Origin of the sequence: Neorhizobium galegae bv. orientalis str. HAMBI 540 (assembly GCF_000731315.1) — a bacterium.
GTDB classification, from domain to species: Bacteria; Pseudomonadota; Alphaproteobacteria; order Rhizobiales; family Rhizobiaceae; genus Neorhizobium; species Neorhizobium galegae.
The window spans coordinates 3,049,598-3,072,457 of sequence record NZ_HG938353.1 but is presented as its reverse complement, the minus strand read 5'-3'; the positions used below and the strand labels follow the sequence as shown (position 1 = coordinate 3,072,457).

The window sequence follows — 22,860 nt, the reverse complement described above, 5'->3', positions numbered from 1 at the left end:
GGCTGCGGTAGCGGCAGGACGGATTGAGGGTTTAAACATGGGCAAGGTAACGGGTTTCCTGGAGATCGACCGGCAGGTGGGCAAGTATCAGCCGGCCTCCGACCGCATCCGCCATTTCCGCGAATTCACCATCCCGATGTCGGATGCGGAAGTCACCAAGCAGGCGGCGCGCTGCATGGACTGTGGCATTCCCTATTGCCACGGCCCGACCGGCTGTCCGGTTCACAACCAGATCCCGGACTGGAACGACCTCGTCTACAACAACAAGTGGGAGGAGGCGATCCGCAACCTCCATTCCACAAACAACTTCCCGGAATTCACCGGTCGTGTCTGCCCCGCGCCTTGCGAGGAAGCCTGCACGCTGAACCTCGAGGATGCGCCGGTTGCGATCAAGACGGTCGAGCAGGCTATCGCCGATAAGGCCTATGAGCTAGGCTTCATCGCGCCGCAGCCCGCAACCGTTCATACCGGCAAGAAGGTGGCGATCATCGGTTCCGGTCCCGCCGGCATGGCGGCTGCCCAGCAGCTCGGCCGCGCCGGCCATGAAGTGCATGTCTATGAGCGCGAGTCCAAGGCCGGCGGCCTGCTGCGCTACGGCATTCCGGACTTCAAGATGGAGAAGAACTTCATCGACCGTCGGGTCGAGCAGATCACCGGCGAAGGCGTGACCTTCCATTACGGCGCCAATATCGGCGTCGACATTCCCGTCGAGAAGCTGATCGCCGAGCATGACGCCGTGCTTTATTGCGGCGGTTCGGAAACCCCGCGCCCGGCCGGCATTCCCGGCGTCGAGCTGCATGGTGTCTATGACGCGATGCCTTATCTCGTGCAGCAGAACCGCCGCCTCGGCCGCGAAAACATCGAAAGCGTCGCCTGGGCGGCCGATCCGATCCTGGCCGGTGCCAAGCATGTCGTCGTCGTTGGCGGCGGTGACACGGCGTCCGACTGCGTCGGCACCGCCTTCCGCCAGGGCGCCGTCAAGGTGACCCAGCTCGACATCCGCCCGCAGCCGCCGGAAAAGGAAGACAAGCTCGCCGTCTGGCCGTTCTGGGCAACCAAGATGCGCACCTCGTCTTCGCAGGCCGAAGGTGCGGTGCGCGAATTCCAGGTGGCGACGCTCGAATTCGTCGGCGAAGACGGCCAGCTCATCGGCGTGCGCTGCTGCGAAGTCGACGAGCGCCGCCAGCCGATCGCCGGCACGGATTTCATCATCAAGGCGGATCTCGCCTTCATCGCCATCGGTTTCTCCGGCCCTCTGACGGACGGTGTTCTGAACGAGCTCGAAGACAAGCTGACGCTGAATGTCGACCGCCGCGGTTCGACCAATGTCGTCGCCAACGACAAGGACTACAAGACTTCGGTCGACAAGTTCTGGACCGCCGGCGACGTGCGCCGCGGCCAGTCGCTGGTCGTCTGGGCGATCCGCGAAGGCCGCCAGGCGGCGCGCGCGATCGACGAGGCGCTGATGGGAAGCTCGGTTCTGCCGCGGTAAGTGACGACAAGCTCCCTTCGATCTCCCCCCTTGTGGGGGAGATGTCACCGCAGGTGACAGAGGGGGCACCGCGAATTCCACTGTCGAAGATCATGCCGCAGAATGCCACACCCGATCGCTAACGCGTCGCCGCGCTCACGGCTGGAACCCTATAGTCATCAACCCGCCCGACCGGCGCGGGGGCCAGTTCGCCGCGCCTGACCAGTTTGTCGCGCGGCGTTTCGACGAGGACCGGTGGGAGCGGAGCTGCGCCGAGAAGATCCTTGCCGCCGTCGAGTTCCGGGTCGGAGAGGCTGATCGGATGGGTCGGGACCGCTTGGCCGGGCGAGGCGGGAAGGGACGATAGTGCCGGCAGGTTGGAACCGTCGAGCTTGACGACATCGGGGCTTGCCATTTCGCCGAGATGCCGGCGGGCCAGTTTTTCCACGTAGAAGGCGAGCTTCTGCTTGCCGGCCTTGGTGAAGGTGATGCCGTCCGAACCGCGCAGGCGCACCTGCTGGCCGTTGACGTCTGAGCCGGTGATGACGAACTTGCCGTCCTCGTCGACGAAACCTTCCCAGATGTCGACGAATTCGCCGCCGGCCTTTTCAACCTGATTGCGGTAGATGGCGTTGAGCGTCACCGCGTCTGCGGTTGCCGTCGGCGACTGGAAGGAGGGCAGGCCGACCCAGAGAAGCGGCAGCTTGCGGGAAGTGACAATGCTAACGAGCCGGGTCACCCGCCGCTCGTATTCCTTGAACCAGGCGTCGCTGCGGAACTTTTCCTTAGTGTTGCCGATCGTCATCTGCTGGCGGTCGTTGGCGCCGAGCATGACGACGACGACGGCCGGCTTCACCTCGTCGAGCATGGCGGGGAGTTCGCCCGGCCAATCGAAGTGATCCTCGCGGACGAGACCGGAGGAGCCGTCGCTGCGCTCGGTGATCGCGACGCCGGGAGCGGTCGCAAACGCCGTTTCCAGCTCGCTGCCGATGCCGCCGGCCATGAAGTCGCCGACCACCAGAACCTGTTTGGCATTGTCGATTTTGGCAACCGGTTCCGGCGCCGCCGACACCATCGGCTGCACCGGGCGAGGAGCGGCTGCTCGTCCCGTGCTGCGGCGCGGACGTGGCCTCATATCGATGATCGAGCCATCCCGGTCGTAACGGCGGCGACTATAAGGAGGAGGCTGCTCATAGCGGTCGTCGCGCTCGTAACGCGGGCCGCCGAACAGGTAATCGAAGAGGTTGCGTCGCGGGAGAGGCTCCTGGGCGGCAGCCGGCGGCGACGCGACCGGCAGGGCGAGCAGCACCGCGAGGAGGAGGAGAGCCAAGCGTGCCCATCCTCTGCTCCGCAAGGGCTTGTTCAGCCCGGCCCCGTTGCAGCCGGCCTCTTTTCGCCCGGATTTATGCAAAGCCTTCATGTCTCCGCCGTCCCGCACGCTTGCGGGAGATTCCATGTAAACGATGTGGCGCGAAGCACCTTCTTGTCAACGCAAAGCTTCGAGAAGCGACTTCGACGGTTCGCCGCTCTGCTGCATGCCGAGGCGTTTCTGGATTGCCGAGATCGCAGCCTTCGAGCCGGAGCCGAAATTGCCGTCGACTTCTCCCTCGTAATAACCGAGTTGCTTCATGCGGTTCTGCAGTTCGAACTTCTGCTTGATGTCGAGCGTGCCTTCGGGACGCGGCCAGCTCTGCTGGACACCGCCGAAGCCGGCGATCTCGTCGGCGAGCAGGCCGACGGCCAGCGCGTAGCTGTCGGCGGCGTTGTATTTCTTCACGGTGAAGAAATTACCGAGCATCAGGAAGGCCGGTCCGCTTTCGCCGGCCATCATCTTCAGCGTCGCCCTGTCGGCGCCGCGCGGGAAACTTTTGCCGTTCGGGCGGGCGAAACCGAGCTTCGCCCATTCGCCGAGCGACTTGGTCTGGCCTTCGTAGCGGGTGCCATTGGCCGGAAGCACGGTTTCATAACCCCAGGTCTTGCCGCTCTGCCAGCCGTTCTTGGCAAGCAGGTTGGCGGACGTGGCGAGCGCATCCGGGACCGAATGCCAGATGTCGCGCTTGCCGTTGCCGTCCGCGTCGATCGCGTAGAGCAGGTAACTGGTCGGGATGAACTGGGTATGGCCCATGGCGCCGGCCCAGGAGCCGGTCAGCTGCTTCGGGGTGATATCGCCAGACTGCAGGATTTTGAGCGCTGCGATGAGCTGGGTGCGGGCGAACTTGGCACGCTTGGGATCGCCCCAGGCAAGTGTGGCGAGCGCCTGCGGCACGTGGTGCAGGCGCTCGGGTTTTTCGAGCGCAGCGCCGTAGTTGGATTCCATCGACCAGATGGCGAGCAGGATGTTCTTGTCGACGCCGAAATGGCGTTCCAGCGCGGCAAGCGTCGAGCCATGTTTGGCCGCCATCTCGCGGCCGATCTTGACGGTATAGGGGTTCACGCGGCTGTCGAGGTAATCCCAGATCCTGGACGTGAATTCGGGCTGATAGTTCGCCTTCTCAAGCACGTCCTGATCGGGTTCGCTGACGCCGGCGAACGCTCTCTCATAGGTGGAACGGGTAATTCCGCTCTTGGCGGCAGTGTCGTAGAATTTTGCGATCCACGTCTTGAAACCGGCGTCTGCCTGAGCATCTATCGGCATGGCCGCCGCGGCGAGCCCGGCGATCAGGGAGAAGGCAAACCCTCGAAAGAGGTTGGTGCGAAGGGTCTTCATCGGCAGTCGGGTCCAGTCTTCTTTTTACCAAGCCTTGCGGCAAGAGTGGCATGCGGCTTAACGATGTAATAACAGGATTGGGTCAACAAATTCTTTACCATAGAAACCGGACCCACGGCAGTCTTTGCGAAACGGTAGCAATTCGTCATTAGATGCCGAGATTTGAATATTCGCACAATGACGTGCTTTCAGGAGGCGTGAGTGGCACAACAACAAAAGATCCGTAAGGCAGTGTTTCCGGTAGCAGGTCTGGGCACGCGCTTCCTGCCCGCGACCAAGGCGGTGCCAAAGGAAATGCTGACCGTGGTCGACAAGCCGGTCATCCAGTACGTCGTGGATGAGGCGGCCGAAGCCGGGATCGAGCACTTCGTTTTCGTGACGGGCCGCGGCAAGGGGGTTATCGAAGACTATTTCGATATCCAGTACGAGCTGGAACAGATGCTGCGCGAGCGCAACAAGAATGCCGAGCTAACCCTGCTCGCCGGCCTTCTGCCGGTTGCCGGCACCGCCAGCTTCACGCGCCAGCAGGTGCCGCTCGGGCTTGGCCATGCGGTCTGGTGCGCCCGCGACATCGTCGGCAACGAGCCTTTCGCGGTCCTGCTTCCTGACATGATCATGGCCGGCGGCAAGGGCTGCCTGAAGGGCATGGTCGATCTTTATGCCGAAAGCGGCGGTAACGTCGTCGCGGTGCAGGAATGCGATCCGGACCAGGCCCATAAATACGGCATCGTCGGCATCGGCGCGCCGGTCGGCGAAGGCTTCAAGATCACCCAGATGGTCGAAAAGCCCGCCAAGGGCACGGCACCGTCCAACCTCTACATCAACGGCCGCTACATCCTGCAGCCGGAGATCTTCAAGATCCTGGAAACCCAGGAGCGCGGCGCCGGCAACGAGATCCAGCTCACCGACGGCATGCTGGCACTCTTGAAATCCCAGGAATTCGCTGCCTATCCCTTCAAGGGCGACACGTTCGACTGCGGCGCCAAGGACGGCTTCATCCTGGCAAACCTGGCCTTTGCCCTGCAGCGCGCCGACATCCGTCCGGCGATCGAAGGGCCGATGAAGGCGCTGCTCGCCTCGCTGAAGTAAATCTCTCCGATCGGCTATTTGCCGGTCCGGGCGTCACGCAAACCCCTCATGGTCCTGCTATGAGGGGTTTTTCTTTTTCACGGTGTCGGGTGACATGGCTGTTTCTGCGGGTCTCGATTTTCTGGAATTCCACGATCTTTCGGCGGACGCCATAGCAGCGATCCTCGATCGCGCCGGCGTGCTTGCCGAAGCGTGGCGGGAACGGCAGATGCCGAAAAGCCTGGAGGGTAGACGGATCGCCTTGATCGTCGATGAGGGCGGCTGGCGCAATACAACGGCTTTCGATCTCGGCATCCAGGCGATGGGCGGCATTTGCGCACATGTGCCGGCGAGCCTCGGGGGGCGGGAGACGATCGCCGACTTGGCGGGTTACCTCGACAACTGGTTCGACATGATCGTCGTCCGTACGCCGGAGCTCGCCTCGCTTCGCGAACTTGCGGCACATGCCCAGGTGCCGGTCATCAATGCCCGGACGCGATCGAACCACCCTTGCGAGACGCTCGGAGACCTTGCCTATATCAGAGCCAAAAGAGGCGGCATCGAGGGGCTGAAGATCGTCGGCGTGGCGCCGGATGCCAATATTCTGCGGTCCTGGGTGGAGGCGTCGATCTCGCTGCCGATCGAGGTGGTACAGGTTTATCCGGACGATTGGCATGTCGCCGATCCCGCGTTCCTCAATCGGAGTCCCGGCCTCAATTTCGGGCTGAGCACGGACATGGGCGAAGTCGAGGATGCGGATGTCATCTTCACGGATAGCTGGCCGGGCGGGGTCGCTGAAAGCACACCTGCGGATTACCGGATCTCGGCGGCAGTTCTCGATCGCTGCCGTCCCGATGCCATCTTCATCCCCTGTCCGCCGGTGGCGCGGGGACAGGAAGTCACAGTGGATGCGATGACGCACGCGGCCTGCCAGAGCGCGCCGGCGAAGGCGTTTCTGCTCCATGCGCAGAATGCGCTGATGGAATGGATTGCCGGTCGAACGAAAGCCTAACGCTTCAATGTGAGGCCGACGCCGGCGCGGACGATCTTGTCGTTGGTGCCGCCGCCGCCCGCCTGTTCGTATTCGACGTCGCCGGTCAGGTCGAGGTAACGGTTGATCGCCCAGGTGAGGCCGGCGCCGCCGATCCAGACCGTTTCGTCGCTCGGGCCGCCGTTCGGGAAATCGCGTAGCGTCGAGCTGCCGGTCAGCCGGGCGATGAGATTGTCGCGCATCTCATGGGTCAGCGCTGCCGTCGCCTGGTATTCCACCCAGCCGCTCTGGCCGGGCGTGGTCGAATCCTGCATCGTGGTGCGCAGGCCGAGATCGACATTGGTGCCGCGCTGCGGCGACCAGGTGGCGCTGCCGCTGAAGGTGACCGCGCCGACCGATTTCAGGCGTTCGTCCTCGTAATCGACGACCTCGTAACCGGTGCCGATTTCGCCGCGCAGCTTTTCGCCGAGATCGAATTCTATGCCGGTGCGTGCCGCGTAGCTCTGCGACGAACGGGCATAACCGGAATTGTCGCGCCTGAGGTCATAGAATGTGTGGCCGGTCGCCACTTCTACATAGGGGACGAGTGCCGGCGACAGTTCGTAGCCAAGCCGCAGTCGGCCGTCGATACCGGTCCGGTTGCGATCCTTCATGCTGACGATCGTGCCGTCGGAGAGCTTCGCATCCGTATAGGAGGCGCGGGAAAGGTCGATCGCGGCCGTGCCGCGGATCTTGCCGAAGTCGCGCTGGACAGAGGCGCCGCCGGTGAATTCATGGACACCCGACTGTGTGGATGCGCCGCCGAGCGCGTTCGGATCGTAGTCGTCCTCGCGGGAGAACCGATAGCCGCCGGTGACATGGGCGACCGTATCGTTGGAGAGATCGAGCCGCAGGTCCGCGTTGATGTTCGCTTCCGGTTGCTCGCCTTGGCTGCTGCTGCCGAGATTGCGCTCTAGCGTGCCTTCGCCCGTCACCGTCAACGAATGGCGCGACCAGTCGGAGGTCAATGTGCCGCGGATCGCCGTCGAGAGATAATCGCGGCGGACCTTGGTGCCGCTCGAGCGGCGGGTCTCGGTGTCGATGCTCTGGTTGATCGAAGGCCGAAGCAGGAAACTGCCCATCCGGATGCCGGTAGGATCACCCGGTTCGCGGGGCTGTTCCTGGGTCTCGACCGGCTCGGCGCCACGGTCGAGCGGCTCCTCGTGGGGCTGGTTCAGGTCGTCCTCATAGGGAGGTTCCTGGGTTGCCGTGCGGTTGCGGCCGGGCGTGGTGCCGGTCGCGACATTCGGGTCGGCGGCGGCACTGGTGGCCGGTTGTGCCGAGGTGTCGCCTCTCAAAGCCGTGCCGGAGGCGGGATTCGATGCGGGCGAGGTGGTGCTTGCGACCGATGGAAGGGAGCCGTTCTGCGGCGGAAACACGTTGCGGGTCTGGGCGGCTGCGGGCGATGAAACAAGCGCCGAACAGGCCAGCAGAAGGCCGAGTGCCGTCCGGCGCCTCTGGCGCGTCCCGCCTGTCGTTGTGGTGATCTTCATAGGCCTGCCCGGGCAATCGCAAATGCTTACCCAAACGTAAAGCCATGTGGTTAACGTTTGGTTGCGACGCTATGGCGGCGGCCAACTTAGTAGCCCCGCGCCAAAGCTGATAGACTTGAGGGGTGAAAAGCGTTAAGGCTTGCCCATGATCAAGAGAGCTTTGCAGCTGGTCGAGAACGACCTTGTCGATTCCGCCTTGAGGACGATTTCCTTCGGGAAACAAGGACTTAATGCGCTGGAGTTGGCGCTCCAGCACGGCCTTGGCGAAGCCTTCCGCAAGGCGGCGGAACTGATCGGCGACATCGATGGCAGGGTCGTCGTGACCGGCATCGGCAAGAGCGGACATATCGGCCGCAAGATCGCTGCCAGCCTCGCCTCGACGGGCACGCCTTCCTTCTTCGTGCATCCCGTCGAAGCCAATCACGGCGATCTCGGCATGATCGGCTCGGGTGACGTGGTGCTGGCCCTGTCCTGGAGCGGTGAGACCGCCGAACTGCAGGGCATCGTTTCCTTCACCCGCCGCTTCTCCATTCCGCTGATCGCCATGACGTCGGGCGAGGTTTCGACGCTGGCCCGCGAGGCCGATGTCGTTCTGCTGTTGCCCAAGGAACAGGAAGCCTGCCCGCACGGGCTGGCGCCGACCACATCGACGCTGATGCAGCTTGCCATGGGCGATGCGCTTGCCGTGGCGCTGCTCGAAGCGCGCGGTTTTTCGGCAACCGATTTCCGCGTCTATCATCCGGGCGGCAAGCTCGGGGCGATGCTCAGCCATGTCGGCGATCTGATGCATACCGGCGATCGCATGCCTCTGGTCAAAAAAGGCGTCTTGATGCTGGAGGCGATCGAGGAACTGTCGCGCAAGCGCTTCGGCTGCGTCGGCATAGTCGACGAGGATGGCAGCCTCTGCGGCTTCATCAGCGATGGTGATATTTCCCGGCACCTTCATCTCGACCTGCGTGATACGCGGGTCGATGATGTGATGACGCGTAATCCGAAGACCGTCAGCAAGGAAACGCTCGCCACCAAGGCCATGGCGATGCTCAACAAGCACAGCATCGGCGCGCTGCTCGTCGTCGATGAAGAGCGCAAGCCGATCGGTATCGTCCACTTTCATGATCTGCTGCGCGTCGGCGTGGCCTGATATCGAGCTAGGTTCCAAGCCGCTTTCGGACGGGAAAACTACGCCGCTTCGACCCTCAGGTCGCGGCCGCTTGCCGCTACCACCTTCACCTGCGTGCCGGCCGGCAGGTCCGGTCCCATCACCGACCACCATGTATCGTCGAGCCGGATGCGGCCGCGCCCCTCGGCGATCGGCTCGTGGAGAGTTGCGGTGCGGCCGACCAGGCTTTCGCCACGCCGGTTGAGATTGGGTTCGTCGGTCGCCTGGTTGCGGCTGGCATAGAAACGGCGGCCTGCCAGCGCGAAGGCGCCTGAGAGTACTGCAAACAGCAGAAGCTGGACGTGCCAGCTCCAGAAGGCCGCGTCCCAGAGCGCCAGAGACAGCGCGCCGATGACGATCGCGGCGGCGCCGATCCAGATCAGGAAGACGCCTGGTGCCGCGAGTTCGGCACACAACAGGACGACGCCTAAAATCCACCAGCTCCAGGGACCGAGATTGACCACAGCATCATGCAGCATGGCTCACGTCTCTGCGGAATTCGGGTTGAACGGATTGAGGACCGGCGTGGTGCGCGGACCGGGCTGGGGGCGCGGGCCGGCCGGTGGGCGCGGCGGTGCGGCGGGCCCGGAGCCATCGCCGAAAACTTCCTTGGCGATGGCGCCGATGCCGCCGAGCGAACCGATGATCGACGAAGCCTCCAGTGGCATCAGCACGATCTTCGAATTGGGCGCCTTGCCGATCGCCGCCAGCGCCTCGATGTATTTCTGCGCCACGAAATAGTTGATCGCCTGCACGTCGCCGGCGGCGATCGCCTGGGAGACGGACTGGGTGGCCTTGGCTTCGGCTTCCGCCAGACGCTCGCGGGCTTCCGCCTCGCGGTACGCGGCTTCGCGTTTGCCTTCGGCTTCGAGGACCGCTGCCTGCTTGGCGCCCTCGGCACGCAGGATCTGGGCACTGCGCGAGCCTTCTGCCTCCAGAATCTGGGCGCGCTTCTCACGTTCGGCCTTCATCTGCCGGCCCATCGATTCGACGAGGTCGGCCGGCGGCTGGATGTCCTTGATCTCGACGCGGGTGACCTTGATACCCCAGGGGCCGACGGCCTCGTCGACGACGCGCAGCAGCCGCTCGTTGATGACTTCACGGTTGGAGAGCAGCTCATCCAGGTCCATCGAACCCATGACCGAGCGGATATTGGTCATGGTGAGGTTCTGGATAGCGTTTTCGAGATTGGAGATCTGGTAGGCGGCCTGAGCCGGATTGAGGACCTGATAGAAGGACACCGCATCTGCGGAGACGCTGGCATTGTCCTTGGTGATGACCTCCTGCGTCGGGATGCTGAGGACCTGCTCCATCACGTTCATGCGCACGCCGATGCGCTCGATGAAAGGTGTCAGCAGGTTGAGGCCTGGCTCCAGCGTGCGGGTGTAGCGGCCGAAGCGTTCCACGGTGTAGCGATAACCCTGCGGCACGGTCTTGATCCCGGCAAACAGGACCAGAATGATCAGCACCACCACGCCGATCACGACGATATCGAAGCCACCCAGGCCGCCCAAGTTCATGACATTCCTCCATTGCAGGCGGTAAGCCCGCCAGGCCACACGTGATGAGTTAGCACGTTCTTTGCAGGGAAGAAATGACAGCTCGACGCTGTCGATGTCGCCCGGGTTATTCACAAGGACGCGTTGGCGGTCTAGAGAGCAGGTTCGCACACCCGGTCGCAGCCTACCCGGTCAAAACAAGGATAAACGCCCATGAAAACCATCGTCGTCTGCTCCGGCGGACTGGATTCTGTCTCGCTCGCTCATAGGATTGCCGCAGAGCAGGAGCTGCTGGGGCTGATTTCCTTCGACTACGGCCAGCGGCACCGCAAGGAACTCGATTTCGCCGCGGCCTGCGCCGCGCGGCTCGGCGTCTTCCACGAGATCATCGACATGCGCGGGATCGGCAGCCGGCTGACCGGTTCGGCCTTGACCGATGATCTCGATGTGCCGGACGGGCATTATGCGGAGGAGACGATGCGCGTCACCGTGGTGCCGAACCGCAATGCGATCATGCTCTCGGTCGCCTTCGGGGTGGCGGCGGCGCGCGGAGCCGATGCGGTGGCGATCGCCGTGCATGGCGGCGACCATTTCATCTATCCCGACTGCCGGCCCGGTTTCATCGATGCGTTCCAGGCGATGCAGGATCATGCCCTGGACGGTTACGCGTCGGTCCGGCTGCTTGCGCCTTACGTCCATGGATCGAAGGCGGATATCGTCACCGATGGCGCCCGGCATGGAACGCCGGTCGCCGAAACCTGGTCCTGCTACAAGGGCGGAGCCCTGCATTGCGGCCGCTGCGGCACCTGTGTCGAGCGGCGCGAAGCTTTCCACCTCGCAGGCATCGAAGACCCGACGGAATACGAGGATCCGGACTTCTGGAAGGCCGCCACGGAAGGGTTCACGGCCGAGGAGACGCGTTGATAGAGTGGCTGTCTCATCTAGAACGATCATTGGATCATCACGGCCAACCGGTCTAGGCTTCGCATTCTTCCCGCACGAGGTACCTCGATGAAGCTTCAGTTGATCCGCAATGCGACGCTCAAGCTTTCCTATGCGGGCCGCAGCATCCTGATTGATCCTTATTTCGCACCTCGTTACAGCCTGCCGTCCTATACCGGCAAGTCCGCCAATCCGTTGACGGACCTGCCGCTTTCGGTGGAGGAGGTCTTGCAAGGTGTCGAACTGGTGATCGTCTCCCACCTCCATACGGACCATTTCGATTCGGTGGCCAAACAACGTGTCCCGAAACACCTGCCGCTGATCTGTCAGCCGGGCGATGAGGCGACAATCGCTGCAGAAGGTTTTACCGATGTGGAGCCGCTCGAGGGGGAGCTCGTCTGGCAGGGCATCACGATCACGCGCTGTGAGGGCAGCCACGGTCTTGGTCCGGTCCGGGAAAAGATGGGGTCGGTGATGGGACTGACGCTTGCTGCGCCCGGTGAGCCGCTAATTTATTGGGCGGGCGATACGGTCCTTTATCCGCCGGTACTGGAGACGGTAGAGCGCGTCGTGCCCGATGTCATCATCAGCCATTCCTGCGGCGCCCTCTGGGATGGCGACCTCATCGTCATGGATGCGGTGGAAACGATCGAACTCTGCCGGTCCGCGCCTGAGGCCACGGTTGTCGCGGTGCATATGGAGGCGCTCGATCATGCCACCGTTTCGCGTGCATATCTGCGCGAGGCGGCTGACGCGGCCGGAATCGGTCCGTCGCGCCTGCTGATTCCGGCAGACGGCGACGTGATCGACCTGCCTGCCCGCTGAAAGCGCTGAACCCGGAGAGGCAAAAATCAGGGGCGGCTGGAATGAGCCGGCTTACACCCAGCCCTGAAGTTCCCGGCGGACGACCTTTTCCAGCACGGTCATGCCGCCGGGGCTGTCGTTCAGACAGGGGACATGCGCGAACTTTTCCCCGCCATTGTGCAGGAAGATCTCGCCCGCTTCCTCGGCGATTTCTTCGAGCGTTTCGAGACAGTCGGAGACGAAGCCGGGGTTCATGACAGCGATGCGCCTGATGCCGGCCTGGGCGAGCTTTTCGACCGTCTTGTCGGTATAGGGCTGCAGCCATTCCTCGGGGCCGAAACGGGACTGGAAGGTGATCATGAAATTTTTTTCGGTGAGACCGAGGGCCTCTTTCAGGAGCCGGGCCGTCTTTTGGCAATGGCAGTAATAGGGATCGCCCGCCTTGAAATAGGATTGCGGGATGCCGTGGAAGGAGGCGATCAGCATTTCCGGCTCCCAGTCGAGAGCGGCGTATTTCGCCCTCACGGAATCCGCCAGCGCCTCGATATAGGCCGGTTCGTCGTGATAGGGCGGCACGGTGCGTAACGCCGGCTGCCAGCGCAGCTTCATCAGGTGCTCGAAGGCCTTGTCGTTGACGGTTGCGGTGGTGGAGGCCGCATATTGCGGATAGAGCGGGAAGAGGACGATCTTTTCGCAGCCCTTTTCCTTCAGCGCATCGATGCGCTCGGCGATCGAGGGTTTTCCGTAGCGCATCGCCCAGTCGACCACGACGTTCGGGAGATCCTTCAAGCGTTCGGCCATCAATTCGCCCTGGCTGCGGGTATAGGTGCGCAGGTAACTCTCGTTCAAATCCTTGTTCCAGATCGCCTCATAGGCCTTGCCGACCTTCTGCGGCCGCTTATTGAGCACGATGCCGTAGAGGATCGGGTACCAGTAGAGCCGCGACCACTCGATCACCCGCTTGTCGGACAGAAACTCGGCGAGATAGCGCCGCATCGACCAGTAGTCCGTGCCGTCTGGGGTGCCGAGATTGACGAGCAATACGCCGACTTTGCCGAAACTCACCTTCGGATGATCGGAGGGCATGTGGGCGGAATGGGAGGTCATGCGGACACTTTCGATTGAATCTTGCGGGGCGACGACGCACTCGTTTGTTTCGCAAATTACTTAGAAACAAAAATCGGCCCGGGAAAGCCCGGGCCGATCATGGGATCGGGACAAATCGTCCCAATTTGTTGCGTGAAGTCGCCGGCCCGGACCTTGATCCGGGTCAAGCGATGTCACTTCGCCGGCAGTTCCAGCTCGGCACCGACCTGGATGACGTTCGGATGGCGCAGCGAGTTGAGCTTGGCGATCTCGGTCCACTTCTCGCCGTCGCCATAGGTGGCTTCGGCGATCTTCCAGAGCGAGTCACCCTTGGCGACCGTGTACTTGGTGGGGCCGGCCGGCTTCGGTGCGGCGGGAGCCGCTGCCGGAGCAGGTTTCGCCGGAGCTGCGGCCATCGTGTTCGGTGCAGGAGCTGCGGGTGCTGCCGGAGCAGGGCTCGCCGGTGCGGCCGGAGCCGCTGCCGTGGGGGCCGGAGCGGCAGGTGCAGCAGGAGCCGGGGTAGCGGGAGCGGCAGCCGTCGGAGCCGGAGCAGCTGCCGGCGGGGCGGCAGGCGCGGGCTTGGCTGGCGGGGTGTAGCTGGCCGGGGTCAGGTCGGTGACACGGCCGTCCGTATAGGGCTTGTAGGGATTGTGTGCGGCCACGAATTCCGCCGTTACGTCGGCGAGGTCCGGACCGTAGTCATAGGCATTCTTGCCGCCGGTCTTGAAGATGGCGTAGCCATCGCCGCCTGCGCGCATGAAATTGTTGGTGGCAACGCCGTAGCTCTTGGCTGGGTCGATCGGTACGAACTTGTCGCCTTCCTTGACCTGGACGTCGCTGACCTTGGCTCCGGCCTGCTTCGACTTGTCGAAGGAATATTTGAGACCCGCGACCTGCGGGAAGCGGCCTGCGCCGTCGTCGATCTGGCTGACGCCGTTTTCGAGCGCCTTGACGACATCGGCACCGGTGAGTTGGAAGGTCGCGAGCGTGTTCTGGAAGGGCAGGACGCTGACGACTTCACCCTGGGTGACTTCGCCGGCATCGATCGAAGCGCGCAAGCCGCCGCCGTTCTGGATGGCGATGGTGATGCCCTGGCCCTTGGTGCGGTCGAGCATGGCGTCGGCGACGAGGTTGCCCATCGAGCATTCCTTGGCGCGGCAAACGCGGCGGTCGCCATCAATGACCGCGTCGGAAGCGCCGACGACCTTCTTCTTCATGTCCTCGATCGGCTTCTTCAGCTCGGCAACGCGAGCCAGGAAGGCCGGATCGGGCGTGATCGACTTATCCATCAGGATCGGCTCGCCTTCGGCCGACTTCACGACGCCGCTGTCGTCGAAGACGATCTTGATGTCGCCGAGATATTTCGAATACTGGAAAGCCTGGACCACCGGGACCTTGTAGCCGCCCGGATTGTCCGACCAGGTCGGGTAGGGGCCTTCGGCGCCCTTGGCCACGTTCGAGAGCAGCGTGTGGGTGTGGCCGCCGACGACGACGTCGACATCCGGGATCTTGGCGATGATGGCGAGGTCGCGCGGGTAACCGACATGAGTCAGCGCGATGATCTTGTCGACGCCTTGAGCCTTCAGGCCCTGAACGGCTTCGGTGATCTTGGCAACGTCGTCGGCAATCGTGATGTTCGGGCCGGGATTGGCGATTTCGGCGGTGTCGTTGGTAACGGCGCCGACGATGCCGATCTTCTGGCCGCCAACGGTCAGCACCAGCGACGGCTTGATGCGGTTGCCGATCTTGGCGGCAGCGCTCGGAACGACGTTGGCGGTAACGACCGGGAACTGGATCTTATCGAGGAAGGTGGCAAGCACGTCGTCGCTGTCGTCGAATTCATGGTTGCCGACGGTCATCGCGTCGAACTTCATGGCGTTCAGCGCTTCGGCTTCGGCCGCGCCCTTGTAGGTCGTGTAGAAGAGAGAGCCTTGGAAATTGTCGCCGCCGTTGAGGAGAATGACGTTCTTGTTCTGGGCCTTCAGCGCGTCGCGGGTCTGGTTGATCGCGGTCAGCAGCCGGGCCGCGCCGCCGAAGCATACGCCCTTGCCTTCATCCTCGGCCGAGCACGTGGAATCGGTCGCATTGATGGATTCGAGACGCGAATGGAAGTCGTTGATGTGCAGGATATTGAGCTCGAAATCGGCAAATGCCGCGCCGCTCGAAAGAGCCATGACCGACGCAGTCAGCAGCCCGAACCTCAATGTCTTCTTCATCTGATCTCTCCTCTTTTTAATTCGGCCGGCTGTGCCGCCCTTTTTATCTGTTCTAGTTTTTCAATGTGACAACCGTTCCGGCGGGCATGTTTTCATCAACCGACGGTGGGTTCAAGGGAAATGTGACAAATATGACAGGGCGCGATCGGCGCTGATCACGAGGCTGCATATTGATTTTCCAACGGCCGCAAGTAAATTGACCACATATGGTCATTTCGAGAGGAGCCGTGGATGTCGACGATCAGTGTGGCTGAGGCAAAGGCAGGTTTCGCCGGTCTCGTGGACGAGGCGGCGAACGGCGAATTCGTGACGATTACCCGCCATGGAAAGCCGGCGGCCGTGCTTGTGTCGGTCGAAGCGGCGGAGGCGGCGAAAAAGGCCCTGGACCGGCCGCGGCCCAATTTCGGAGATTTCCTGCTGACGTTTCCGGGTGGTGTCGAACTTGAGCGGAAGCCGTCAAAACTGCGCGATGTCGACCTGTGAGCGGTTACCTGCTCGACACCAATATCATCAGCAAGATCGCGCCGGACCGAACCGTGGCGTCCCATCAGCTGCGGGCCTGGTTCCATGAACAGGGCGAGGCCGATGCGCTCTACCTGTCGGCCATCACCATTGCCGAAATCGAGAAGGGAATGCGATCGCTTCACAGGCGCGGCGGGATCGCAAGAGCGCAGCGTCTTTCGGCCTGGCTGGATTTTATCTCCGACAGTTTTGGCGACCGGATATTGCCGATGGACGCCGTGGTGGCGCGGATCGCGGGTGCGCTGGAAGACGAAGCCGAGAGCAAGGGCCGGAGCCCGGGCCTGAGCGATATCATTATTGCCGCGACGGCGCGGGCCTATGATCTGACCATCGTTACCGAGAACATCCGGCATTTCGAGCCCTTGGATGTGCCCGTCGATCTCCCGGCCGCCTTCCGGCCGGAGTAATCGAACCCGCAATGGCTCCCGGCCACGAAGCGCAGGAACGCGCGCAAAACGCGAAAACCCCGCCGAGGCGGGGTCGCAATGATCGGGACGAGGATGCGCCGCCTTAACCGCGGCGGGCAAGCGAGAACTGCGCGCCGCTATCCTGCGTGCAGTTGAGCTGGTTGATGCTGACCAGAGAGCAGTTGACGCGCGACTGGGTCTTGCGCACCAGAGAGGTCATATTGATCTCGACCAGCGTCGGCGACAGGCTGGTATAGGTGCCCGAGGCGAGCAGCGTGTTGCTGTCGCTGGAGCGGGTGTTGAACGTGCCGGCCTGGAAAGAGGAAACGATGCCGTTCGGATCGACCCAGCTGCCTTCGACGCCCTGCGGCTGCACGGCGGCCATCTGTTGCGGCGGAGGGGACGAAACGCAGGCGGTCAAGCTGGCTGCGGCGATGAGCGCAAAGCTCACTTTAAATTTCATGATCAGTCTCCCGCGATTCGGTCCGGCTTCGGTTGGCAAACCTTGCCGCCATCGCCCTATGTAACGCAAGATGTGGCCTTGAAAAGGCAAGAGCTTTCAACATGCAAAAAACCGCCTGCGGCAAGGCAGGCGGTTTCCATTGTGCTTTATCGGATTAGCGAACCTGTTCGCGAGATTAGCGAACCAGGATGTTCTTGAACTGCCACGGATCCCTGGTGTCGATGTCTTCCGGGAAGAGGCCCGGGCGCCCGTCGAGCGGGGTCCAGTCGGTATAGTGGCCTTCGACCGGGCCGAGATAGGGCAGTTGCACTTCGAGGCAGCGCTTGTAGTCGATCTCGTCTGCCTCGACGATACCGGCGGTCGGGTTTTCGAGCGCCCAGACCATGCCGGAGAGAACGGCGGAGGTCACCTGCAGGCCGGTGGCGTTCTGGTAAGGCGCGATGCGGCGGGTTTCTTCGAGCGACAGGCGCGAACCGAACCAGTAGGCGTTCTTCTCGTGACCGTAGAGCAGCACGCCGAGTTCGTCGATGCCGTCCTCAAGTTCGTCCTCGTCGAGAACGTGGTGGACCGGCTGCGGAGTGCCGCCATTGCCGAACATTTCATGCAGCGACAGGACCGCGTCATTGGCCGGATGGTAGGCGTAGTGGCAGGTCGGACGGAAGGTCACTTCGCCGTCCTTGTCGCGCACCGTGAAATAGTCGGCGATCGAGATCGACTCGTTATGGGTGACGAGGAAGCCATACTGCGGTCCGGGCGTCGGGCACCAGCTGCGAACCCGGGTGTTGGCGCCCGGCTGTTCGAGATAGATGGCGGCCTGGTTGCCCTTCTTGTGCTTCTTGCCGTTCTTCGGCATCCATTCCTCATGGGTGCCCCAGCCGAGTTCGGCCGGCTGCATGCCTTCGGAAATGAAGCCTTCGACCGACCAGGTGTTCCAGAACACATTGAGCGGCTTCGGGTGCTTGGTGCGCTGGGTGTCGCGCTCGGCAATGTGGACGCCCTTGACGCCGAGCTTCTTCATCAGCTTCGCCCAGCCTTCGCGGTCGTGCTGATCCGGCTCGTCGAACTTCAGGCCGGTGTCGTTGGCGAGGTTGACCAGCGCCTGCTTGACGAACCAGGAGACCATGCCCGGGTTGGCGCCGCAGGTGGAAACGGCGGTCGCACCGCCCGGGTTCTTGGCCTTTTCCTTGCGAACGGTTTCGCGCAGCGCATAGTTGGTGCGCTCGGAATTCTTCATGTTCTTGTCGAAATAGAAGCCGAGCCAGGGCTCGACGACCGTGTCGATGTAGAGAACGTCGAGCTTGCGGCAGAGCTTCATCAGGTCGAGCGAGCCGGTGTCGACCGACAGGTTGACGCAGAAGCCCTGGCCCTTGCCTTCGGTCAGGAGCGGTTTCAGGAGTTCCTTGTAGTTCTCCTTGGTCACGTATTCCTTGATGTGACGGACGCCGTGCTTCTTGAGGATCTCCATATCGGAGGGTTCTTCGCGCGGGTCGATGACGACCATCCGGCTCTTGTCGAACTTGAAATGGCGTTCGATCAGCGGCAGCGTGCCGCGGCCGATCGAGCCGAAGCCGATCATCACGATCGGACCGGTGATTTCGCCATAAACCGGATAGGTAGTCTCTGACATGTCTTTCTCCTTGATCGCGGCCTTCTCGGGCCGCTGCCCGCTTATTCGGCAGTGGAATGGAAATTTAAAGGCTGCACTCGGGCAATTCGCGGCGCTCTAGATCATAAAACTTCGTCACAATAAAGAGCCTGTCGATTTTCGGGGATGAATCGGCGGCGTTATTCGACGGCGGCGGGCGCGGAGGCGAGTTGCAGGAGGGTCGGGAAACCCGGCTAAGCCAAGCCATTTCCGCAAGATCACTCCGTCGCGGTGCCCTGGTGAAAGACCATGCGCCATTTGCCATCGGGGTCGAGGCGCCAGATGGAGCTTCGGTTGGCAAAAAGCCTGCTGCCGTCGTCGTTGACGCGGGTGCCCCGATAGGTCGCGAGTGCGATCGTGTCACTCAGCATCGTGGTGCTGAAATCCGAGATCGAAGTGTCGTCCTGTCCGGTCTCCGCGACGAGGTGGGTGACGATGTCATCGAACGTGTAGGCGAGGCCGGAGCGGCCGAACTCGCGGAATTCCGGCGCCAGCAGTTCGCGCAGCTTTTCCTCGGAACTGCGGACCTCTCGGGTCTGCAGCGCGGTTTCAAGCGCAAGCAGATGATCCGCAAGGGGTTTCGGCGCGGTCATCTATCGACCAGCTCTCGCCATTTTGACGGCGCGCGCGGTAGGGCGAGGCGCTTCTGCTGGCGTTTCCAATCGCGCAGCCTGGGCGACAAGTTCGGCGGGGATCAGGCCGCGCAGCGAATTGCCGACGAAGAAGCGGCGGTTATCGAGGTCGGCGAGGCGCAGGACCTGGCTTTTCGCCCTTCCTTCGCGGATCAGGTCGGCGCGCAGGATGCCGGGCAGGAGGCCGCTCGACAGAGCCGGGGTCAGCAGCGAACCGTCCGGCTGTTCGACGAAGACGTTGGTGATCGTGCCTTCGCAGACCTCGCCACGCTCGTTGAGAAGCAGAACCTCGTCCGCCTCTTCCGGTGTAAATTCGGCACGGGCAGCCTCGTAGAGCTCTCGCCGGGAGGTCTTGTGGCGATAGGTCGGGTCGTCGGAGGGAAGCGTCGTCCTAGCGACCCGGATCCGCCAGAGCGTGTCGGCGGGCAGGGGCGTGAACGGCGTGGCGGTGATTTCGATCTTGCCGCGATAGGTCATGACCAGCCGGACGCGGAGCGGCGTCTCGCTGGCGGCTGTGGCCGTTTGAAGCTGTTTCAGCGTATCCGCCGGCGGCTGGCGGAAACCCAAGGCATCCGCCGACCGGCTGAGCCGGCGCAGATGCTGGTCCACCCGGAGCAAGCCGTTGCCCGGTTCCCAGCGCATTGTTTCGATCAGCGAGAAATCCATTGGTCGCCCACCGCAAAGCGTGCCTTCAGAAGACACTCGTCATACTCGGCTTCCGCCTTCGAGTCGAAAACGATGCCGCCGCCGACATTGAAGACGGCTTTTTCGTCGTTGAAAAGCGTGATCGTGCGGATGGCCACCGAAAATCGCATCGGGCCTGCCGGATCGCACCAGCCGATGGCGCCGCAATAGACGTCGCGCGGCTCCCTTTCGAGATCGGCAAGGATGCGCATGGCCCACATTTTCGGCGCTCCGGTGATCGAGCCGCAGGGGAAGAGAGCCGCGAGGATGTCCGGAAAGCCGATCTCGGGCAGCAGCTTTGCCCGCACGTGGCTCACCATCTGGTGGACGGTCGGATAGGTCTCGATGTCGAACAACCTCGGAACCGACAGCGTGCCGACCTCGCTGATCACGGAGATATCGTTGCGCAGGAGATCGACGATCATCCGGTTTTCTGCCAGCGTCTTCTCGTCGGCGAGCATTTCCGCGATAATCGCTTCATCTTCTTCCACGGTCGCGCCGCGCGGGGCGGTGCCCTTCATCGGGTGCGTTTCGATGAAACGATCCGCATCGACCGAGAAGAACAGTTCAGGAGAACGCGACAGGATGACGGGGCCGCCGAGGTCGACGAAGGCGCCGTAGCGCACCGGCTGGCGAGCGACGAGGGACCAGAAAGCGGAAAGCGGATCGCCATGCCAGCGTGCCGCGACCGGCATGGTCAGGTTCGCCTGATAACAGTCGCCGTTGCGCAGGTGCTGGTGAAGCCGGTCGAACCGTTCCCGGTAGGTCGCAAAATCCCAGCCGGCACGCAGTTCGCTGAGGAAAGAGCCTTGCGAAGAACCGTCGTCGACGATCGTGGCGGGCGGTCCGGCGAGCGGATGTTCGTTGCCCGCGGGTTGATCGAATATGCCCATGGCGATCAGCGGCGCCTGTCGGTTGTCGACGATCAGCGGCCGGAGCTTTTCCTCGAAGACGTAGCCTGTCTCATACGAGACATAGCCAGCCAGCCATTGGTCGGCGAGGCGCGCGTCTTCCAGGCGCCGGAGTGCAGGCAGCACTTCGGCGGCAGTCCGGGCCGTGACGATTTCCTTCGGCCGGTCGAAGACGAGGCTCCGGCCGGCGGGGTCGTCACGAAAGAGCGCGAAGGGCGCTTTCTCATTCATGAGAGTGCATTAAGGGAATGCGTCAGGCCTTGTCCAGAGCCTCCAGCTCGTCGATCAGGCCTTCGATCATCGACAGGCCCCTGGACCAGAAGGACGGGTCGGTGGCGTCGAGGCCGAAGGGCTTAAGCAGCTCCGAGTGATGCTTGGTGCCACCGGCCTTCAGAAGCTCGAAATACTTCTGCTGGAAGCCCGGAGCAGCGTTCTGGTAGACCGCGTAGAGCGAGTTCACTAGGCAGTCTCCGAAGGCATAGGCATAGACATAGAAGGGCGAGTGGATGAAGTGGGGGATATAGGTCCACCAGCTTTCATAACCCTCCGAAATCTTGATCGCCGGTCCCAGGCTCTCGCCCTGGACGGAAAGCCACAATTCGCCGATCTGCTCGGCGGTCAACTCGCCTTCCTTGCGGGCGGTGTGGACCTTGCGCTCGAACTGGTAGAAGGCGATCTGGCGCACGACCGTGTTGATCATGTCCTCGACCTTCTGGGCGAGCATGGCCTTGCGCTCGCGTTTGTCAGTGGTCTTTTCCAGCAGCGCGCGGAAGGTCAGCATTTCGCCGAAGACGGAAGCGGTTTCGGCAAGCGTCAGCGGCGTCTGGCACATCAGGGCGCCCTGGTCGCCGGCCAGCACCTGATGCACGCCGTGGCCGAGCTCGTGGGCCAAGGTCATCACGTCACGCGGCTTGCCCATGTAGTTGACGAGCACGTAAGGGTGGGCAGACGGCACGGTCGGGTGCGCGAAGGCGCCCGGCGCCTTGCCGGGACGAACCGGTGCGTCGATCCACTCCTCCTCGAAGAAGCGGCCGGCGATATCGGCCATTTCGGGCGCGAAGCCGCGATAGGCGTCGAGCACGGTCTCCTTCGCTTCGGTCCAGGAGATCAGCGCATTCGGGGTTTCCGGCAGCGGCGCATTGCGGTCCCAGAAATTCAGCTGGTCGACGCCGAGCCACTTCGCCTTCATCGCGTAGTAGCGATGCGAGAGGCGCGGGTATGCCTGCTTCACGGCTTCGGCGAGCGCATCGACGACTTCGCGTTCGACGCGGTTGGCGAGATGGCGACTGTCGGCGATGTCCTCGAAACCGCGCCAGCGGTCGGAGATTTCCTTGTCCTTGGCGAGCGTATTGGTGATCAGCGTGAAGACCCGCAGGTTGTCGCCGAAAGTTTTCGACAGGGCTGCGGCTGCCTTGGCGCGGATCTCCGGCTGAGGCTCCTGCAGCATGTTGAGGGCGATCTCCAGCGGCAACTGTTCGCCGTCGACCTCGAAGCGAAGCTCGGCCATGGTCTCGTCGAAGAGGCGGTTGAAGGCGGCAGCGGAAGTCATCGACTTTTCGAGGAAGAGCTGTTCGAGCTTGTCTTCGAGCTGGAAGGGCTTGTCCTTGCGCAGGTCGACGAGCCAGGGACGGTAATGGCCGGCGGCAAGGTCGCGGTCCATGCAGGCGTCCATCACAGCGTCGTCGATGCGGTTGAGTTCCAGCGCGAAGAACAGCAGGTGCGCGGAGAGGTCGGTCAGCTTCGCCTGCACGTCGCCGTAGAACTTGCCGTTGGCAGGGCTCGACGTGTCGGAGAAATAGGTGAGGCCGGCGAACGAGCCGATCTTGCCGAGCAGATCGTCGAGCGCCTCGTATTCCTTGAGCGCCTCGCCGATGCCGCCGGCGCCGGTCTTGGTCGCCGCTTCGGTAAGTTTGCCCTTCCACTTTTCCTCGAAGGCGATCGACAGTTTCTGGGCTTTCTCCATGTCAGAGGTAAAAGCCGGGGCATCCTTGGCGGCATAGAGATCCGAAAGTTTCCAGATCGGCAGAAGACCGAGCGCCGGGTCGGAGGCGGCAGCGCCTGCGGCCAGAATTTCGGGGCGGGCGGGGGCGGACATTCTCATCGCTTTTTTCCTTCTCAACC

General features: G+C 62.8%; 21 protein-coding genes. 8 read left to right on the top strand and 13 right to left on the bottom strand.

What is annotated here, in order from left to right; all coding sequences use genetic code 11:
- The first annotated feature begins 37 nt into the window (after positions 1-37).
- Positions 38-1,492, top strand: coding sequence for a glutamate synthase subunit beta (locus tag RG540_RS15220; protein WP_038589499.1), 1,455 nt, complete (start codon positions 38-40; stop codon positions 1,490-1,492).
- 118 nt (positions 1,493-1,610) lie between these two features.
- Here the strand turns inward: RG540_RS15220 and RG540_RS15215 are convergent, their stop codons facing one another.
- Both RG540_RS15215 and RG540_RS15210 read right to left on the bottom strand, forming a co-directional pair.
- Positions 1,611-2,891, bottom strand: coding sequence for an SGNH/GDSL hydrolase family protein (locus tag RG540_RS15215; protein WP_080724953.1), 1,281 nt, complete (start codon positions 2,889-2,891; stop codon positions 1,611-1,613).
- Positions 2,892-2,957: 66 nt separating this feature from the next.
- A complete protein-coding gene (locus tag RG540_RS15210; protein WP_038589496.1) occupies positions 2,958-4,178 on the bottom strand; it encodes a lytic murein transglycosylase in 1,221 nt (406 codons plus the stop codon).
- Between the two features lie 201 nt (positions 4,179-4,379).
- Here RG540_RS15210 and galU point away from each other — a divergent pair, with 201 nt between their 5' ends.
- Together galU and RG540_RS15200 are read left to right on the top strand one after the other, a co-directional pair.
- Positions 4,380-5,267: a UTP--glucose-1-phosphate uridylyltransferase GalU gene (galU, locus tag RG540_RS15205; protein ID WP_038589494.1), complete on the top strand. Its 888-nt coding sequence runs from the start codon at positions 4,380-4,382 to the stop codon at positions 5,265-5,267.
- Between the two features lie 94 nt (positions 5,268-5,361).
- Positions 5,362-6,258 (top strand): Rossmann-fold NAD(P)-binding domain-containing protein, encoded by an 897-nt coding sequence (locus RG540_RS15200; RefSeq protein WP_038589491.1) that lies wholly within the window; start codon positions 5,362-5,364, stop codon positions 6,256-6,258.
- Here the strand turns inward: RG540_RS15200 and RG540_RS15195 are convergent.
- The gene (locus RG540_RS15195; protein WP_051909444.1) at positions 6,255-7,769 is read right to left on the bottom strand and encodes an outer membrane beta-barrel protein; all 1,515 of its coding nucleotides are present in this window, start codon (positions 7,767-7,769) and stop codon (positions 6,255-6,257) included. The genes RG540_RS15200 and RG540_RS15195 overlap by 4 nt on opposite strands.
- A 145-nt stretch (positions 7,770-7,914) precedes the next feature.
- On the opposite strand from RG540_RS15195, the gene RG540_RS15190 reads away from it, so the two are divergent.
- On the top strand, positions 7,915-8,910 hold the full coding sequence (locus RG540_RS15190) for a KpsF/GutQ family sugar-phosphate isomerase (protein WP_038589489.1): 996 nt from the start codon (positions 7,915-7,917) through the stop codon (positions 8,908-8,910).
- A 38-nt stretch (positions 8,911-8,948) separates the two neighbouring features.
- Here RG540_RS15190 and RG540_RS15185 read toward each other — a convergent pair whose 3' ends face one another.
- Both RG540_RS15185 and RG540_RS15180 read right to left on the bottom strand, forming a co-directional pair.
- Positions 8,949-9,407, bottom strand: a complete 459-nt coding sequence (locus RG540_RS15185) for an NfeD family protein (RefSeq protein WP_038589485.1) — start codon at positions 9,405-9,407, stop codon at positions 8,949-8,951.
- Positions 9,408-9,410: 3 nt separating this feature from the next.
- Entirely contained in the window at positions 9,411-10,448 is a 1,038-nt protein-coding gene (locus tag RG540_RS15180) for an SPFH domain-containing protein (protein ID WP_038589482.1), read from the bottom strand.
- Positions 10,449-10,640: 192 nt separating this feature from the next.
- Here RG540_RS15180 and queC point away from each other — a divergent pair, with 192 nt between their 5' ends.
- Positions 10,641-11,351 carry a 7-cyano-7-deazaguanine synthase QueC gene (gene queC / locus RG540_RS15175; RefSeq protein ID WP_038589479.1) on the top strand — a complete coding sequence of 237 codons (711 nt, stop codon included), beginning with the start codon at positions 10,641-10,643 and terminating at the stop codon, positions 11,349-11,351.
- Positions 11,352-11,438: 87 nt separating this feature from the next.
- Positions 11,439-12,194: an MBL fold metallo-hydrolase gene (locus RG540_RS15170; RefSeq protein WP_038589476.1), complete on the top strand. Its 756-nt coding sequence runs from the start codon at positions 11,439-11,441 to the stop codon at positions 12,192-12,194.
- A gap of 51 nt (positions 12,195-12,245) precedes the next feature.
- On the opposite strand, the gene hemH is transcribed toward RG540_RS15170, so the two are convergent.
- Both hemH and RG540_RS15160 read right to left on the bottom strand, forming a co-directional pair.
- Complete coding sequence (hemH, locus tag RG540_RS15165) at positions 12,246-13,280, bottom strand: ferrochelatase (RefSeq protein WP_038589473.1); 1,035 nt, start codon at positions 13,278-13,280, stop codon at positions 12,246-12,248.
- A gap of 173 nt (positions 13,281-13,453) precedes the next feature.
- Positions 13,454-15,475 (bottom strand): 5'-nucleotidase C-terminal domain-containing protein, encoded by a 2,022-nt coding sequence (locus RG540_RS15160; RefSeq protein ID WP_038589470.1) that lies wholly within the window; start codon positions 15,473-15,475, stop codon positions 13,454-13,456.
- Between the two features lie 231 nt (positions 15,476-15,706).
- Here RG540_RS15160 and RG540_RS15155 point away from each other — a divergent pair, with 231 nt between their 5' ends.
- Both RG540_RS15155 and RG540_RS15150 read left to right on the top strand, forming a co-directional pair.
- Positions 15,707-15,958, top strand: a complete 252-nt coding sequence (locus tag RG540_RS15155; protein WP_038589467.1) for a type II toxin-antitoxin system Phd/YefM family antitoxin — start codon at positions 15,707-15,709, stop codon at positions 15,956-15,958.
- On the top strand, positions 15,955-16,404 hold the full coding sequence (locus RG540_RS15150) for a type II toxin-antitoxin system VapC family toxin (protein WP_038589464.1): 450 nt from the start codon (positions 15,955-15,957) through the stop codon (positions 16,402-16,404). The genes RG540_RS15155 and RG540_RS15150 overlap by 4 nt, the downstream gene beginning before the upstream one ends.
- 103 nt (positions 16,405-16,507) lie before the next feature.
- Here RG540_RS15150 and omp10 read toward each other — a convergent pair whose 3' ends face one another.
- From omp10 to RG540_RS15120, 6 genes are all read right to left on the bottom strand, one after another.
- The gene (omp10, locus tag RG540_RS15145) at positions 16,508-16,867 is read right to left on the bottom strand and encodes an outer membrane lipoprotein Omp10 (protein WP_038589461.1); all 360 of its coding nucleotides are present in this window, start codon (positions 16,865-16,867) and stop codon (positions 16,508-16,510) included.
- Between the two features lie 175 nt (positions 16,868-17,042).
- Positions 17,043-18,494 carry a homospermidine synthase gene (locus RG540_RS15140; protein ID WP_038589459.1) on the bottom strand — a complete coding sequence of 484 codons (1,452 nt, stop codon included), beginning with the start codon at positions 18,492-18,494 and terminating at the stop codon, positions 17,043-17,045.
- A 236-nt stretch (positions 18,495-18,730) separates the two neighbouring features.
- On the bottom strand, positions 18,731-19,105 hold the full coding sequence (locus RG540_RS15135; protein WP_038589456.1) for a nuclear transport factor 2 family protein: 375 nt from the start codon (positions 19,103-19,105) through the stop codon (positions 18,731-18,733).
- Complete coding sequence (locus tag RG540_RS15130) at positions 19,106-19,810, bottom strand: aminotransferase class IV family protein (protein WP_038589453.1); 705 nt, start codon at positions 19,808-19,810, stop codon at positions 19,106-19,108.
- A complete protein-coding gene (locus tag RG540_RS15125; RefSeq protein WP_038589450.1) occupies positions 19,795-20,970 on the bottom strand; it encodes an aminodeoxychorismate synthase component I in 1,176 nt (391 codons plus the stop codon). The genes RG540_RS15130 and RG540_RS15125 overlap by 16 nt, the downstream gene beginning before the upstream one ends.
- Positions 20,971-20,992: 22 nt before the next feature.
- Positions 20,993-22,840, bottom strand: a complete 1,848-nt coding sequence (locus RG540_RS15120) for a M3 family oligoendopeptidase (RefSeq protein WP_051909442.1) — start codon at positions 22,838-22,840, stop codon at positions 20,993-20,995.
- Positions 22,841-22,860 lie beyond the last annotated feature (20 nt).

Excerpts from the sequence above, each read along its gene's own strand:
- RG540_RS15140 (WP_038589459.1), bottom strand. The coding sequence starts at position 18,494 with ATGTCAGAGACTACCTATCCGGTTTATGGCGAAATCACCGGTCCGATC.
- RG540_RS15155 (WP_038589467.1), top strand. The coding sequence starts at position 15,707 with ATGTCGACGATCAGTGTGGCTGAGGCAAAGGCAGGTTTCGCCGGTCTC.
- RG540_RS15160 (WP_038589470.1), bottom strand. The coding sequence starts at position 15,475 with ATGAAGAAGACATTGAGGTTCGGGCTGCTGACTGCGTCGGTCATGGCT.
- RG540_RS15185 (WP_038589485.1), bottom strand. The coding sequence starts at position 9,407 with ATGCTGCATGATGCTGTGGTCAATCTCGGTCCCTGGAGCTGGTGGATT.
- RG540_RS15170 (WP_038589476.1), top strand. The coding sequence starts at position 11,439 with ATGAAGCTTCAGTTGATCCGCAATGCGACGCTCAAGCTTTCCTATGCG.
- RG540_RS15210 (WP_038589496.1), bottom strand. The coding sequence starts at position 4,178 with ATGAAGACCCTTCGCACCAACCTCTTTCGAGGGTTTGCCTTCTCCCTG.
- hemH (WP_038589473.1), bottom strand. The coding sequence starts at position 13,280 with ATGACCTCCCATTCCGCCCACATGCCCTCCGATCATCCGAAGGTGAGT.
- RG540_RS15180 (WP_038589482.1), bottom strand. The coding sequence starts at position 10,448 with ATGAACTTGGGCGGCCTGGGTGGCTTCGATATCGTCGTGATCGGCGTG.
- RG540_RS15135 (WP_038589456.1), bottom strand. The coding sequence starts at position 19,105 with ATGACCGCGCCGAAACCCCTTGCGGATCATCTGCTTGCGCTTGAAACC.
- RG540_RS15220 (WP_038589499.1), top strand. The coding sequence starts at position 38 with ATGGGCAAGGTAACGGGTTTCCTGGAGATCGACCGGCAGGTGGGCAAG.
- RG540_RS15195 (WP_051909444.1), bottom strand. The coding sequence starts at position 7,769 with ATGAAGATCACCACAACGACAGGCGGGACGCGCCAGAGGCGCCGGACG.
- RG540_RS15200 (WP_038589491.1), top strand. The coding sequence starts at position 5,362 with ATGGCTGTTTCTGCGGGTCTCGATTTTCTGGAATTCCACGATCTTTCG.
- RG540_RS15190 (WP_038589489.1), top strand. The coding sequence starts at position 7,915 with ATGATCAAGAGAGCTTTGCAGCTGGTCGAGAACGACCTTGTCGATTCC.
- RG540_RS15120 (WP_051909442.1), bottom strand. The coding sequence starts at position 22,840 with ATGAGAATGTCCGCCCCCGCCCGCCCCGAAATTCTGGCCGCAGGCGCT.
- RG540_RS15125 (WP_038589450.1), bottom strand. The coding sequence starts at position 20,970 with ATGAATGAGAAAGCGCCCTTCGCGCTCTTTCGTGACGACCCCGCCGGC.
- omp10 (WP_038589461.1), bottom strand. The coding sequence starts at position 16,867 with ATGAAATTTAAAGTGAGCTTTGCGCTCATCGCCGCAGCCAGCTTGACC.
- RG540_RS15215 (WP_080724953.1), bottom strand. The coding sequence starts at position 2,891 with ATGAAGGCTTTGCATAAATCCGGGCGAAAAGAGGCCGGCTGCAACGGG.
- RG540_RS15130 (WP_038589453.1), bottom strand. The coding sequence starts at position 19,810 with ATGGATTTCTCGCTGATCGAAACAATGCGCTGGGAACCGGGCAACGGC.
- queC (WP_038589479.1), top strand. The coding sequence starts at position 10,641 with ATGAAAACCATCGTCGTCTGCTCCGGCGGACTGGATTCTGTCTCGCTC.